Below are 13,713 nucleotides of genomic sequence, written 5' to 3'. Positions count from 1 at the left end.
CCTTCGGCCCCGACCCCGGCCCCAGCCCCGGGCTGCCCGCCCCCGGACCAAGCCGATGCCCCGGCGCCCCGAACATGCCCTCGCCCCAGGCCCTCGCCCCAGGCCCTCGGCCCGCAGACAGCGCCCATTGCGGGGCGCGTCGCTGCCGACCGGCGGCCCTCACCAACGCTCCGCCCCGCCGCGCCGACCGCCCATTCATGCTGATTCCCCCGCTCCCACGTCGGCCTCAGCCGCGCCCGCGGCCGCCGTCCCCACCGGCGGCCTCGGCCCGCCCGTGCGCATCGATCACTACGGTCACCCCTCCGCGCACCCCGCCGCTTCGAGCACGACGGCCGGCGCCACCGCTTCACGTCCCGGCCGCGGGCCGCAGGCGGACGTCAGCGGTCGATCGCTACGGCCGCCCCTTACGCGCGCCCCCGCCGCTTCGCATACGACGGCCGGCGCCGCCGGCTCGCGGGCCGGCCGGGCCGCACGGCGGACGTCAGCCAAGCGTTCGTGGTGCCGTCCGCCACAGCGCGGGCGGTGGCGTCGCCGGAAGGGGCCCTCTGTTCCCTCAGTGCCGTCAGACGTGCTTGTTCAGCCAGTCCAGCAGGTCATGCTGCACCTCGTCGCGGTTGGTCTCGTTCAGGATCTCGTGACGGGCGTCCGGGTAGCCCTTCCAGGTCAGGTCCTCCGTCCCGAGGTAGCGGAAGTCCTCCAGCAGTTCGTACACCAGTGTCATCCGTTGATGGCAGGGGTCCTCGGTGCCGACGGCGATGTGGACCGGCAGCCGCGACGGGATGCGGGCGAGGTTCGCCGGGTCGTTGATCTTGCGTACGGCCCGCACCCAGTCCAATGCCAGGCCGGCGCTGAACGGGAACCCGCAGCGCTCGTCCGCCACGTAGAGGTCCACCTCGGCCTCGTCCCGTGAGAGCCACTCGAATCCGGTTCGGTGGACGTATGGATCGTTGACCGATGCGAACAGATTCGGAATGAAGGCGGAGAGAGCGCTGCGGCCTCGCTGTGCGATCTCCCGTTCGAGGTCCGCGATGGCACCCTCGGTCTCCGCGCCCGGAAGAGACCGGAAGGTGCCCGAGAGGATCAGGCCGTCGAGCTCGCCGCCGTACTCCTGCGCGTAGTCGCGGGCGAGCATCGAGCCGAGGCTGTGGCCGAGCAGAACCAGCGGCGCTCCCGAGTGTTCGGCACGAGCCCTGTCGCTTACGGCCTTGAGGTCGGTCACGATGCCCCGCCAAGCGTCGTCGCCCGCGACGCCCTGGCCGCCGGTCGAGACGGCCGTCGCACCGTGGCCTCGGTGGTCCGAGGCCACGATCGCGTAGCCGTGACCGGCGAGGAACCGGGCGAAGCGGTCGTAGCGCAGTCCGTGTTCGGCGGCCCCGTGCGCGATCTGCACGAGCGCACGGGGGCGGCTGCCCTCGGGAAGCCAGGTGTACGTCGCCACCCGGGCGCCGTCGGGCGCTTCGAGGTGGTCTGAACGGTAGGTGACGGCGGTGGCGCTTCCGCCGCCGCGGCTTCCGTTGCTGCCCGTGTTCTGCTCCATACGGCTCGCCTCCGGGGTCGGGTCGGCGTCGAGGTCTGCGGTTCCCGACGTCACCCTCCCCAGGCCGGTGCGGCCCATGCCTGTCGGCGGGTACGAACACCCAGCGCCGAACCAACCGGACAGCAGCCCGAGGCTTCGACCGCCCGCCGCACGACAACGGAAGCGACGCGCCCCCACCCCACCTCTTCGTGACGCACCCCCTCCCAAGGACGTGCCATTGGCAGCATCACCCGCCGTAAAGGCGCGCCGGGTGACCGGCATGTCTCAGCCACCGCAGCCCGCTCACGGCGCCTCGCCCCTGGCACGTCGTTCACCGCGCGGCCCCTGCGGGAAGGCCGAAGGTCCCTACGCTCCCAGGAAAGGTCCCTACGCTCCCAGGAGTGGACAGGAGTGGAGGCACGCGCGAAACGCGCACGCACTACGGCTCCTCTACCGAGGGGTGCGTGCTCTCCGGTGGATCCCCAGGACCCATGACCACGGTCGAGGGACTCCTGTCATGACGAGTGCCTCGACCGTGCTCAATTCACCTATGGGAAAGGGAGGTTGGATGAAATCCTGGTCGTCCAGCAGGCCGTCGGCGGCGGGCGCTGCGCCACGCGTCGCCGTCGCCTCCGCGGCCCGCGGCTGCTGCCTCGCCCTGATACGGGAGCTGACGGCGCGTCGGCCCAGCCGTGGTGTAGCCACGGCCGGTGAGAGCCGCCGAGGCGTTTGGCGGACGGCGGGGTGAATGCCGCGTCAGTACGGGTGCCGGTTCGGCTTGTCCGTCCACGCCTTGTAGGACTGCGCTCCCAGTTCGGGATGGAGCTGTTCGAGAGTGATGCTCCGCTGCTCCGGCGGCTTCTGGAAGTCCTCGTACTGGAAGGCGTCGTCGAACCCGATCTCCTGGGTGTTCTCCCAGTCGCAGCTGTAGTAGACGGCGCCGATCCGCGACCAGTAGATGGCGCTCATACACATCGGACAGGGCGCGCCGCTGGTGTAGATCGTGCAGCCCTGCAACATGCGAGCACGCTCGGGAACGACATCCGGGGAGCCCTCGGGACGGGGCACCAACTGAAGGGTGTACTGGTTCTGATGCTCCTCGGAGACCGTCGGCGCCTCGGGGTTGAGGAGTTGAACCGCCTTACGGATGGCTTCCACTTCGCCATGGGCGGTCGGATCGGCCGTGAGGAGTACGCGGTTCTGCCCGCGAGCGATGATCTCGCCGTCCTGCGTGATGACAGCACCGAACGGACCTCCCCACCCCTTCTCCACGGACTCGGTGGCCAGTCGGACCGCTTCGGCCATGAACTCCTTGTGCCCCATGCGGGAAACCTCCGCTCAGCATGATGAGAACCCCAGCCGGGGTCCCGTTTGTCCGATAACTCCCTTTTGCACTAGACTACTCCGTATGAGTGTCGGTGCAAGCCGCGATACCAGCGGCGACAGCGCGACCGTCGTGACCTCCCAGAGGATCCGGCCGGGCCGCGACGAGGACTACAGGCGCTGGCAGGAGCAGATGGACCACGTCGTCCGAGGCTTCGACGGGTTCCAGGGAACGGAGCTGCATCCGCCGGCCTCCGACGACGACAACGAATGGACCGTCGTCTTCCGCTTCGCCCGTATCGAGCAGTTGACGACATGGCTGGATTCGGAGGCGCGCCGGGATCTGATGGACGAGGCCAGTCCGCTCTTCGAGGGGACCCCGACCCAGGAAATCCTGTCCGGCGGGGCTCCCGCGCAGGAGGCCGTCACGGCGGTCATCTCCCATGAAATACGGCCCGGCCGGGAGCAGGACTTCGAGCGCTGGCAGGAGAAGGTTCTCAAAGAGCAGGAGAAGTACCCCGGCTTCATGGGGTCGGAGCTGTTCAAACCCCTCCAGGGAATCCAGGACAACTGGGTTGTCGCCTTCCGTTACGACACACGAGAACACCTCGATCAGTGGCTCGACTCCGAAGCGCGGGAACGGCTTCTGAAGGAAGGGCGCGACTACTTCTCCTCCTATGACGTCCGCAAGATCGGATCGGCGTTCAGCGGCTGGTTCCGCTTCGGCGAAGGGGCGGAGGAAGGGGTTCCGCCCAACTGGAAGCAGGCCATGTCCGTTATTCTGGCGCTGTATCCCACGGTGATGATCCTCAACCTGACGGTGAATGATGAACTCGACAGCCTGGGTGTGCCCGGGTACCTGAATCTGTTCATCGGAAACGTCTTGAGCGTCAGCATTCTGACGTGGCTGCTCATGCCGTTGGCCAACAGAGGCCTCGCCTTCTGGCTCCAGCCGAGCCGCGCCCGTTCCAAGCGCACCCATGTGGCGGGAGCCGCACTCGTGGCCCTGTGCTACGTGGTGCTGATCACGCTCTTCGGCCTGACGGTGGAATAACCCGAGCTGCCGTCGGAGTGACGGTTGGAGCACCTACAACAAAACAGTGCCTGAACGCGCCTGAAGTGGGGCTACCTACCGACCGAAGGAATGTCGACAGCCGCCGCCCCCGGGCGGCCCATGGGCCAATCCGGCTGCTCATAACGGCGCCCTCACCGATCGAAGGTCAGGCCCCCGGCGCCCGGAACCGAGGGAGCGACGCCGGACTGAGGGAGCGACGCCGGACCGAGGGAGTTGTCCGGACCGAGGGAGTGCAGGGAGTGGCGGAGCATCACCGCCCTCTCCCCGGCGCATCCCGTTGTCTCCGCCGCAGCGTAAAAAACGGCGACCCCTCATCACGCCCCTAACGCCCGGCAAGGCCGCCGCTACGCCTTTCGGGAGCAGTCGCTGAACTGAGAATATCGCCCGTTGACATCTGCGGCATTGCGCACCGGCGCACCGGCGCCCGTTCACACCGGATCTCCAGGTTCATCCGCAGCCACAGCTTCCGCAAGTTTTCCTCGGCCCGCCCGTGCAACCCGTCCGGAGAGCATTTCTCTCATGAGCGACCATGAGGGGGCGGGAGAAAGCGAAGCCGAGGAGTGCCTCATGCCAGAACGCGTACCGGCCCAGGGAACCGAAGGAATCGACGGAACCGACGGAACCGACGGAAGAATCGAGGGGCAGATCGTCCAGCGGGGCGATGCCGGCTACGAGAGCGTCAGGGCGAGCATGGTGTGGAACGCGCTGAAACCGCAGCGTTTCCCGGATGTGATCGTCCGCGCCTCCTCCGAGCGGGACGTCCCGCGCGCCATCGGCCTCGCGAGGTCCCGCGGCCTCCGGATCGCCGTACGAGCGGGCGGACACAGCTGGTTCGGGTCCTCCGTCCGCGATGGAGGCCTGCTCCTCGACCTGTCCCGGCTCCGCCGGTTGGACATCCACAGGGACTCCGCGACGGCGACCGTCCAGCCCGCCGTCACCGGCGGTGAGCTGATGTCCGCACTCGCCCAGCGCGGCCTCGCCTTCCCCGCGGGCCACTGCCCCTCCGTCGGCCTCGGCGGTTATCTCCTCAGCGGCGGTCTCGGCTGGAACTCCGGCGCCCTGGGGCCGGCCTGCTCGAGCGTGGTCGAGATCGAAGCCGTGACCGCGAACGGTGAGGTGCTGCGGTGCGACAAGGAGAGGAACGCGGATCTGTTCTGGGCGGCCCGCGGCGCGGGCCCCGGCTTCTTCGCCATTGTCACCAGCTTCCGTCTCGCCCTGTATCCGCTCCCCCAGTCCCTCATGACGACCACCTATGCCTTTCCCCTGGCGGACGTCGAACGCGTCACGGACTGGGTCACCGAAACCGCGGACGAACTCGACCCGACCGTCGAGTCGGCACTCGTCCTGTCCACAGCCGCCCCGCATATGACGACGCAGTCGCCGAGGCCCAGAGTGGTCGTCGCGGGCGCCACCGCGTTCGCGGATTCGGCGGAGGAAGCGGCCGACGCACTCGCACCGCTCCAGGCCTGCCCTTTCGCCGAACGCGCCCTGTTCAGCCAACTCGACGAGCCGACGTCCTTCGAAGCGCTCCACGACAACTCCGCCGCCGTATGGCCCCCGGAGCACCGCTACGCCGTCGACACCCTCTGGTCCCAGGAGGATTTCACAACGCTGCTGACCAAGCTCAGCGACACGATCGCCGAGTGCCCCTCCGACAAGTCCCTCGTACTGGCGCCCATTCCCCCCGTCTCCTCCGACGAGGAACTGCTGAGCAACATGGCGTTCTCGGTGCTGGGCCGGAGTTACGTCGCACCCTTCGCGGTGTGGGACGACCCGGCGGAGGACGACCTCAACATCCGCTGGCTGCGTGAGGCGATGAGCGCCGTGGAGCCGCTCGGGACCGGGCACTACATCGCCGAGGCGGACCTCACCGCCGCGCCGACCCGGGCCGAGCGGTCGTTCACACCGCAGGACTGGCAGCGGCTGCAGGCGCTGCGGGCCCGTTACGACCCGGAGGGTGTCTTCCACTCCTACCTGACCCCCGACTGACCCCTCCGGCTTCCCTGATCCCTCTCCCGGCCGGCTCCTACCTGGCCCCCGGTACGCAACCGCCCGCCCGCCCCCATGGCTCCTGGCCTGCTCCCCGACTCCCGACCGACGCCCTCCATGCCGTACGGGAGCCGTTCACCGAGGCCTTCACGAGGAACAGCTGTCCGCCTCCTCCGCCAACCGCGTTCCTCCTGGGCGGCGTTCCCCCGCCGGTTCGCTCACCCTGGCCCCCCTGCGCGCGCAGTGACCCACAGGAGCGAAAACCCACCCCTCGTCAGCGCAGTCCATTCACCTCGGACCTTCGCCGGGTGCAGGGTGTCGTCCAGGACCGCACCTTCCCGCGGACGAGGAGAAGAATGAGCCACGCCCAGGACCCTCCCCCCATCACCCCCCTCCCGTACTACGAGGCTGTCTCGCCCTCCGAGGGCACGCTGCCGCCCCGTTCCTGGTACGCGACCTCCGACGCCGCCCGGCTCAGTCTGAACGGTCCCTGGCGCTTCCGGCTGTCGCCGACCGCCACCTCCGACGACGCGTCCTTCGCCCGCCCCGACTTCGACGACTCCGGCTGGGACCAACTGCCCGTTCCCGCACACTGGGTGCTGCACGGCCACGGCTCCCCCGCCTACACCAACACCGCGTACCCCTTCCCCGTCGATCCGCCGCACCTGCCGGCCGAGAACCCCACCGGTGACCACCGATGTGTCTTCGACCTCCCGCAGCCCTGGGACGGCGGGGCGACGCTCCGCTTCGACGGTGTCGAGTCCTGTGCGCGGGTCTGGCTCAACGGGCAGGAGCTGGGCACCTTCAAGGGCAGCCGGCTGCCCCATGAGTTCGCGGTCGGGCGGCTGCTGCGGCAGCGGGGCAATGTGCTCGCCGTCCGCGTCCACCAGTGGTCCTCCGGCTCCTATCTGGAGGACCAGGACCAGTGGTGGCTGCCCGGCATCTTCCGGGACGTGTCCCTGCTGCACCGGCCCGAGGGCGCGGTCGGCGACTTCTTCGTGCACGCGTCGTACGACCACACGGACGGCACCGGCACCCTGCGGGTCGACGCCGAGCCGGACAGTGCCCGGATCACGGTGCCCGAGCTGGGGCTGGACCTCGCGTCCGGCGAGTCCGCGACCCTGCCCGTCGAGCCGTGGAGCGCCGAGATCCCCCGGCTGTACGACGGCGTACTGGCCGCGGCGGGCGAGCGCGTGCCGCTGCGCATCGGGTTCCGCACGGTGGCCGTCGACGGCGGTGTGCTCACCGTCAACGGCCGCCGCATCCTCTTCCGCGGGGTCAACCGCCATGAGTTCCACCCCGAGCACGGCCGCGCGGTGGACCCCGCGACGATGCGCCGCGATCTGCTGCTGATGAAGCAGCACAACATCAACGCGGTGCGCACCAGCCACTATCCACCGCACCCCGCCTTCCTGGACCTCTGCGACGAACTGGGCCTGTGGGTGATCGACGAGTGCGATCTGGAGACCCACGGCTTCCACGCGGTGGGATGGCGCCGGAACCCCGTGGACGACGAGCGCTGGACCCCGGCGCTGCTCGACCGGGCGGCCCGCATGGTGGAGCGGGACAAGAACCACCCCGCCGTCGTCCTGTGGTCGCTGGGCAACGAGTGCGGCACCGGGCGCGGGCTGGGCGCCATGGCGCGATGGATCCGCCGACGCGACCCCGGCCGTCCGATCCACTACGAGGGCGACCCGTCCTGTGCGGACGTGGACGTCTACTCCCGGATGTACGCGGACCACGCGGAAGTCGAGCGGATCGGACGGCGTTCCGAAGGCCCGTGGGGGGACCCGCAGGTGGATACGCGGCGGCGGTCGATGCCGTTCATCCTGTGCGAGTACGCGCATGCGATGGGCAACGGGCCTGGGGGGCTGGGCGAGTACCAGCGGCTGTTCGAGACGTACGAGCGCTGCCAGGGCGGTTTCGTATGGGAGTGGATGGACCACGGCATCGCCCGGCGCACCGCGGACGGCGAACGGTGGTTCGCCTACGGCGGGGACTTCGGCGAGGAGTTGCACGACGGGAACTTCGTCTGCGACGGGCTGGTGTTCCCCGATCGCACCCCCTCCCCCGGCCTGATCGAGTACAAGAAGGTGATCGAGCCGGTCCGGATCGAGGGCGACGGCAGGACGGAGTCCGTCCGGATCACCAACGGATACGACTTCGCCGATCTGTCGGGGCTCTCCTTCCGCTGGACCTACGAGATCGAGGGCCTGGCGGCCGGAGAGGGCGCCCTCACCGTGCCACCGCTGGAGCCCGGCGAGTCGACGGAGGTGAAGCTGCCCGAGCGGCCGGGGGAGGGCCGCCCGGGGGAGGCGCTGTGGACCGTACGGGCCGTGCTCGCCCACGACACCCCGTGGGCGGCGGCCGGGCACGAGATCGCCTGGGGTCAGCTCCCGGCCGTACCGCGGCCCCCGCTGCGGACGGAAGGCGCGCCCGCCGCCACCCCACGGGCCGACGCGCGGCGAACGGAGCGCGCGGCCGCCACCACCCCACGGCCGGGCGAGGGCCATGTCCTGCTGCTCGGCCCCGGCACCTTCGACGCGGCGAGCGGCGACCTGCGGTGCCTCGGCGGATTCCAGGTCGTCGCGCCCCGGCTGGATGTGTGGCGGGCGCCGACGGACAACGACGAGGGCGCCCCCTGGCAGCCGGACCCGCGCCTGGGGATCCTCTGGCGCGGACTCGGCCTGCACCGTGTACGGCACCGGGTGGTCTCCGTACGGGCCGGGGAGACGGATCTGCTGGTCCGTACCCGGGCCGCCCCGGCCGGGACCGACCTCGGCCTGGACACGACCTTCCGCTGGACCTCGGACGGGGAGGCGCTGCGGCTGGCCGTATCGGTGACACCGGAGGGCGACTGGCCGTGCCCGCTGCCACGGCTCGGGGTGCGGCTGGGCGTGTGCGGGAGCCTGGGCCTCGCCGAGTGGTACGGCGGCGGCCCGGGCGAGGCGTACCCGGACACGTGCGCCGCCTCCCGGAACGGCCGCTGGGCCATGCCGGTCGACGCGCTCCAGACCCCGTACGTACGGCCGCAGGAGAACGGCGCCCGGGCGGATGTGCGGTGGGCTGAGCTGCGCCGCCACGACGGCAGCGGGCTGCGGATCGAGGGCCGCCCCACGTTCTGGTTCACGGCCCGGCGCTGGACGAGCGAAGAGCTGGACGCGGCCGCGCACACCACGGACCTGCGACCGGGCGGGACGGTGTGGGTGAACCTGGACCATGCGCAGCAGGGCATCGGCAGCCAGTCGTGCGGCCCCGGGGTGCTCCCGCAGTACCACCTCCGGGTCGGCCCGGCGTCGTTCTCGTACGACTTCTCGGTCCTGCCGGTTCGGGCGGCCACCGCCGGCTGAACGGGCCCGGCGGCGGAACGTCCGCGGTTCGGGGGCCGGCCGACGGGCTCGTGCGCGTCCGGGGCCCATGCGGACCTGTGCGCCGGGAGGCTCCCGCCCCCCGGCCGGACCGCGGGGGCGGCTTCCGCCTCCCTGCCGACCGCGCGGAACCTCGCCCCCGGCCGACGCGGGACGCGGAGGTGGTACCTCGTACGCGGACACAGACGCGGATGCGTGACGCGGATGCCGGATGCGGAGGTGGTACCTCGGGAGTGGGACCTCGGACGCGGGCCCTCGACGCGGGACGCGGATGCGGATGTCCTGTCCGGGGCCGACGATTGAGGCAAGGGTTCCGTACGGCGGACGAGGAGGTAGCGGGTGTGCCCCGAGGCTCCCGGCCGGGGCGGCGCCGACGCCTTCTCCGACGCGGCGGCCGCCGTTCTCTCGGCGGGCGGCGCCGACCATGTGCTGCGGAGTGTGCTGAGCGGCACGGCGGCCGGGATCGCCATCCTCGACCCGCAGCTGCGCTACCTCTACGCCAACCCGGCCTTCGCCAGGATGATCGGCATACCCTCCTCGGGTCTTCTGGGCCGGACCATCACCGAGGTGATGCCCGGCATCGAGAGCCGGGTGGACGTACTCCGCGAGGTGCTGCGCGACGGCCGGACGCGTGAGGCGATCACCACGGGCACCACCCGCCCCGGCTCCCCGCACGAACGCCGCTGGTGGCACGGGGCCTACCACCGGGTCGAGATCGGCGGCGAGGTCGTCGGGGTCGCCGGGGTCGTCCTCGAGGTCACCACCTCCCAGCAGGAGCGACGCGATCTGGAGCAGGCCCGTTCGCGGCTCGCCCTGCTCGACACCGCCGCCACCCGGATCGGCACCACCCTGGATATGGACACCACCTGCGCCGAGCTGGCGGACTTCCTCATACCGCTGCTCGCCGACGTGGTGACCGTGGAGGTCTTCCCGGCGGAGACCGAGGAGGGCAGACACCCGGCGCCGGGTGGGGCGCTGTGGCTGCGCCGCACCGCGCTGGCCTCCGTCCCGGCGCTGCGGGACCGGGTACGGGATCTGGGCATGGCGGGCGAGTACGTGGAGTATCCCGCGGGCTCGGCCATTCCGCGCTGTCTGGAGACCGTCCGCCCGGTCATGCGGAATCTGCTCTCCGACGATGAGCTGAGCCGTTCGGCGGCGAGCGCCGAGTGCCTCGCCGCCTACCGGGCCGCGGGCATCCACTCGACGCTGGTGGTGCCGCTGGCCGCCCGCGGCCACCCCATCGGCACGGTGTCCCTGGCGCGGGCCGGGGACTCCCCCGCCTTCACCGAGGACGATGTGGTGATCACCCAGGACCTGGCCGGGCGGGCGGCCATCAGCATCGACAACGCACGCCGCTACACCCGGTCGCAGGGCATCGCCCTGGAACTGCAGCGGGCCCTGCTGGCCGAGCCCGGCAATCCCCATCCCAATATCGAGCTGGCCTCCCGCTACCTTCCCTCCGGCAGCAGCGCGCTGGTCGGCGGCGACTGGTTCGAGACGGTCCGGCTGTCGTTCGGGCGGACGCTGCTGGTCATGGGCGATGTGATGGGCCATGGTGTGGAGGCCGCGGTCGACATGAGCAACTACCGCTCGATGCTGCGCTATGTGTCCTCGACCGATCTGCCGCCGCACCGGATCCTGCGGCAGCTCGACACGACGATCTCCGAGCGGGAGTCGGGCCGCCCGGCCACCTGTCTGCTCGCCCTGATCGACCCCGCCCGGGGCATCTGCTCGTACTCCAGTGCCGGGCATCTGCCGCCCGCCGTCCTCACGACGGACGGCCGCACCGAACTCGTACGGGTCCCCACCGGCCCGCCGCTCGGCACCGGCTTCGGCGGTTACGAGATGGTCAACAGGGAATTCACGGCCGATCAGGTGCTGCTCCTGTACACCGACGGCCTGGTGGAGCGGCGCGGAGAGGACATCGACGCGTCACTCGCGCGGCTCGCCGGGCTGCGGTTGGTGGTGGGCGGCGAACTCGACGAACTCCTCGACGAGGTGCTGCGGCACCTGGTGAGCCGGACCGTGGAGGACGATGTCGCCGTCCTGGCCGCGCGCATCCGCCCGCCGTCCGACCCGCCCCCGGGGTGACCGGGGACTGATGGCGCGGCCTTGGGACGGCGCTTCTCCGGCCCTCTCAGGACGTCTGCGGGGTGGCGGCGGCTCCGCTCCCGGTACTCGCGGCGCGTGCGATCCCGCCCGCCCCCGGGCCCGTACAGCTCGGCCAGCCGTGCGTGGGCGGCACCGCGACCGCCCGCCACCACGGGTCGACGGTGTGCTCGGCGGCGGGCTCGAACGGCACCCCGGGACGGGGCACGGCGAGCTTCGCCCCGGCCTCCGCCGCCGCGGCCACGGTGCGTTCGGCGGGCTCGGCCCACGGGTGCGGGGCGAGGTTGAACGTGCCCCAGTGGATGGGCAGCAGCGTCCCGGCCGGGCTCCCCACGGACAGATCGGCGTGGGTGAGCAGCCCTTCCTCCGGGGTCATATGGATTTCGGGCCAGAACTCGCTGTAGGCACCGATCTGGATCATGGTGGCGTCGAACGGGCCGTACTGCGACCCGATGTCGGCGAAGCCCGGGAAGTAGCCGGTGTCACCGCTGTGGAAGATCCGGTGCTCGGGGCCGGTGACCACCCAGGAGGCCCACAGCGTCCGCAGGCCCCCGCGCAGCCCGCGCCCGCAGAAGTGCCGCGCCGGGGTCGCGGTCAGGGTCAACGATCCGACCTGCGTCGACTCATGCCAGTCGAGCTCGACGATCTGTCGCGGGGCCACGCCCCAGTGCTCGAGGTCGGCGCCGACGCCCAGCGGTACGGCGAAGAGCGTGCCCGTACGGGCCAGGGTGCGGATCGACGGCATGTCCAGGTGGTCGTAGTGGTCGTGCGAGATCACCACCGCGTCCACGGGGGCGAGTTCGGCCAGTGGTACGGGCACGGGGTGCAGCCGCCGCGGCCCGACGAAAGTGAAGGGCGAGCAGCGCTCCCCCCAGACCGGGTCGAACAGCACCCGGTGGCCGTCGATCTCCGCGAGAACGCTGGAGTGCCCCATCCAGGTGAGCCGCAGGCCGGACGCGGGCGGCTCGCCCCAGTCGGCGGCGGTGGGCCGGTGCACGGGGACCGGGCCGGTGGGGTATCTGCGCGCGCGGTCCGCTCGGCTCATCTGGGTGCGCAGCATGGGCAGCGTCGCCCCGGGAACCATCGTCCGGGTCGGTACCGGGTTGTGGAACTGCCCGTCGGCATACTGGGCGGACCGCCGGATACGCTCCAGCCGCTCTCCGGCCGGGTCCGCGCCGAACGAGGCGAGACGCATCCGGCCGAGCGGGGAGCGTCGGGGACTGGATCCGGTCACGGCACCTCCAGGGTGAGGACAGTGAGGAGTAGGCCCCGGGTGGGAGCCGGCTCCGGTCGCTCCATTATGTGCGCTGCAAAATCATCTTGGCGTACTGGAAAGCCGTTTGCCGAGGTCACAGCTGTGGTGCACGGTGGGCCGGGCATTCGATTTCCGCACAGGCCTCACACCCGGGCCGAACTCCTGCAGCAGTGGGCCGTGCGTCACATCTCAGCCGTGCATCACAGCTTCGCCGGCCGTCACATCTCCGCTGTGCGTCACGTCTCAGACGAAGGACAGCCGGACGTGGTCCTCCACCGGCCGGTAGCCGATCCGCTGATAGAGGGCGTTGCTGGTGGCGTTGGCCAGGTCGGTGAAGAGCAGGACCTCCTCGGCTCCCGAGTCCAGCGCGGCCCGGCTGACGGCGGCGGTGACGGCTGCCGCGTAGCCGCGTGTGCGGAGCGGGAGTGGGGTGTAGACGGGGGCCACCCGGGCCATTCCGGCGACCGTACGGGTGATCCCGGCGAGCGAGACGGGGACGCCGTCGGCCTCCCAGAGGGTGTGGCCTCCGTAGGTGAGACGGTCGTCGACGGCGGAGGCGTGGTCGCTCGCCACCTCGGAGAGCTCCACGGCGAACGCCCCGAGCCACTCGATGAGCAGGTCGCGGTCGGCCTCCGTTGCGGGCCGGGCACGGCCGGGAGGCGCGGGGCTGGGCGGGGTGAGCTCCACGAGGCGGTAGAGCCGGTTGGTCTCGTCGATCCGCGGGACGGCGCCGGTGCGGCGCTGCCATGCGGCCGCGAAGGCCAGGGCCGTGGCCTGGGCCCCGTTGGCCCCGGTGGTCGCCCCTTCCAGCCCCGCGAGGGTCGCCGCGAGCGCGTCGGCCGCCGCCTCGGGCATCCGGGACAGCAGGACGGGGTAGGGCGGTGTGCGGAGAAAGGCGCCCTGGGTGGTCCCGTCCGGCGCACGCCACCAGCCGTACTCCGGTGCGTCGTCGCCTAGGGCGTGTTTCGAAAGTAGCGCCGTCCGCCCGAAGGGCGGGGGTCGCGGCGGCTGGTGCGTGCGATCGCAAGGCGGAGGGTCGTCCTCGTACTGGGCGTACTCGGACGAGCCCGACAACGCA

Annotated in this window: 8 protein-coding genes; 4 read left to right on the top strand and 4 right to left on the bottom strand. The window is 71.2% G+C overall.

Features of this window, described 5'->3' with window-relative positions; translation table 11 throughout:
- Nucleotides 1–562: 562 nt before the first annotated feature.
- On the bottom strand, nucleotides 563–1,537 hold the full coding sequence (locus tag ACTWQE_RS31415) for an alpha/beta fold hydrolase (RefSeq protein ID WP_443332486.1): 975 nt from the start codon (nucleotides 1,535–1,537) through the stop codon (nucleotides 563–565).
- Nucleotides 1,538–2,272: 735 nt separating this feature from the next.
- Complete coding sequence (locus ACTWQE_RS31410) at nucleotides 2,273–2,839, bottom strand: nucleoside deaminase (RefSeq protein ID WP_443332484.1); 567 nt, start codon at nucleotides 2,837–2,839, stop codon at nucleotides 2,273–2,275.
- Nucleotides 2,840–2,924: 85 nt separating this feature from the next.
- On the opposite strand from ACTWQE_RS31410, the gene ACTWQE_RS31405 reads away from it, so the two are divergent.
- The 4 genes from ACTWQE_RS31405 to ACTWQE_RS31390 all read left to right on the top strand — a co-directional run bounded on the left by ACTWQE_RS31405 (nucleotide 2,925) and on the right by ACTWQE_RS31390 (nucleotide 11,362).
- Nucleotides 2,925–3,893 (top strand): antibiotic biosynthesis monooxygenase, encoded by a 969-nt coding sequence (locus ACTWQE_RS31405; protein ID WP_443332483.1) that lies wholly within the window; start codon nucleotides 2,925–2,927, stop codon nucleotides 3,891–3,893.
- A 540-nt stretch (nucleotides 3,894–4,433) separates the two neighbouring features.
- On the top strand, nucleotides 4,434–5,903 hold the full coding sequence (locus ACTWQE_RS31400; RefSeq protein WP_443332482.1) for an FAD-binding oxidoreductase: 1,470 nt from the start codon (nucleotides 4,434–4,436) through the stop codon (nucleotides 5,901–5,903).
- A 356-nt stretch (nucleotides 5,904–6,259) separates the two neighbouring features.
- Nucleotides 6,260–9,253, top strand: a complete 2,994-nt coding sequence (locus ACTWQE_RS31395; RefSeq protein ID WP_443332481.1) for a glycoside hydrolase family 2 TIM barrel-domain containing protein — start codon at nucleotides 6,260–6,262, stop codon at nucleotides 9,251–9,253.
- 357 nt (nucleotides 9,254–9,610) lie between these two features.
- The gene (locus ACTWQE_RS31390) at nucleotides 9,611–11,362 is read left to right on the top strand and encodes a SpoIIE family protein phosphatase (protein WP_443332480.1); all 1,752 of its coding nucleotides are present in this window, start codon (nucleotides 9,611–9,613) and stop codon (nucleotides 11,360–11,362) included.
- Nucleotides 11,363–11,408: 46 nt separating this feature from the next.
- On the opposite strand, the gene ACTWQE_RS31385 is transcribed toward ACTWQE_RS31390, so the two are convergent.
- Both ACTWQE_RS31385 and ACTWQE_RS31380 read right to left on the bottom strand, forming a co-directional pair.
- The gene (locus ACTWQE_RS31385) at nucleotides 11,409–12,614 is read right to left on the bottom strand and encodes an MBL fold metallo-hydrolase (RefSeq protein WP_443332479.1); all 1,206 of its coding nucleotides are present in this window, start codon (nucleotides 12,612–12,614) and stop codon (nucleotides 11,409–11,411) included.
- 264 nt (nucleotides 12,615–12,878) lie between these two features.
- A complete protein-coding gene (locus ACTWQE_RS31380) occupies nucleotides 12,879–13,709 on the bottom strand; it encodes a GNAT family N-acetyltransferase (protein ID WP_443332485.1) in 831 nt (276 codons plus the stop codon).
- Nucleotides 13,710–13,713: the final 4 nt, after the last annotated feature.

The sequence above is a fragment of the Streptomyces sp. 8N706 genome (genome assembly GCF_052245415.1).
Taxonomy (GTDB): domain Bacteria; phylum Actinomycetota; class Actinomycetes; order Streptomycetales; family Streptomycetaceae; genus Streptomyces.
The sequence above is the reverse complement of the archived record's forward strand: the minus strand, read 5'-3'. Positions and strand labels throughout refer to the sequence as shown.

Bases quoted from the DNA above. Each gene is read 5' to 3' on its own strand.
- ACTWQE_RS31395 (WP_443332481.1), top strand. From the start codon at position 6,260: ATGAGCCACGCCCAGGACCCTCCCCCCATCACCCCCCTCCCGTACTAC.
- ACTWQE_RS31400 (WP_443332482.1), top strand. From the start codon at position 4,434: ATGAGCGACCATGAGGGGGCGGGAGAAAGCGAAGCCGAGGAGTGCCTC.
- ACTWQE_RS31405 (WP_443332483.1), top strand. From the start codon at position 2,925: ATGAGTGTCGGTGCAAGCCGCGATACCAGCGGCGACAGCGCGACCGTC.
- ACTWQE_RS31415 (WP_443332486.1), bottom strand. From the start codon at position 1,537: ATGGAGCAGAACACGGGCAGCAACGGAAGCCGCGGCGGCGGAAGCGCC.
- ACTWQE_RS31410 (WP_443332484.1), bottom strand. From the start codon at position 2,839: ATGGGGCACAAGGAGTTCATGGCCGAAGCGGTCCGACTGGCCACCGAG.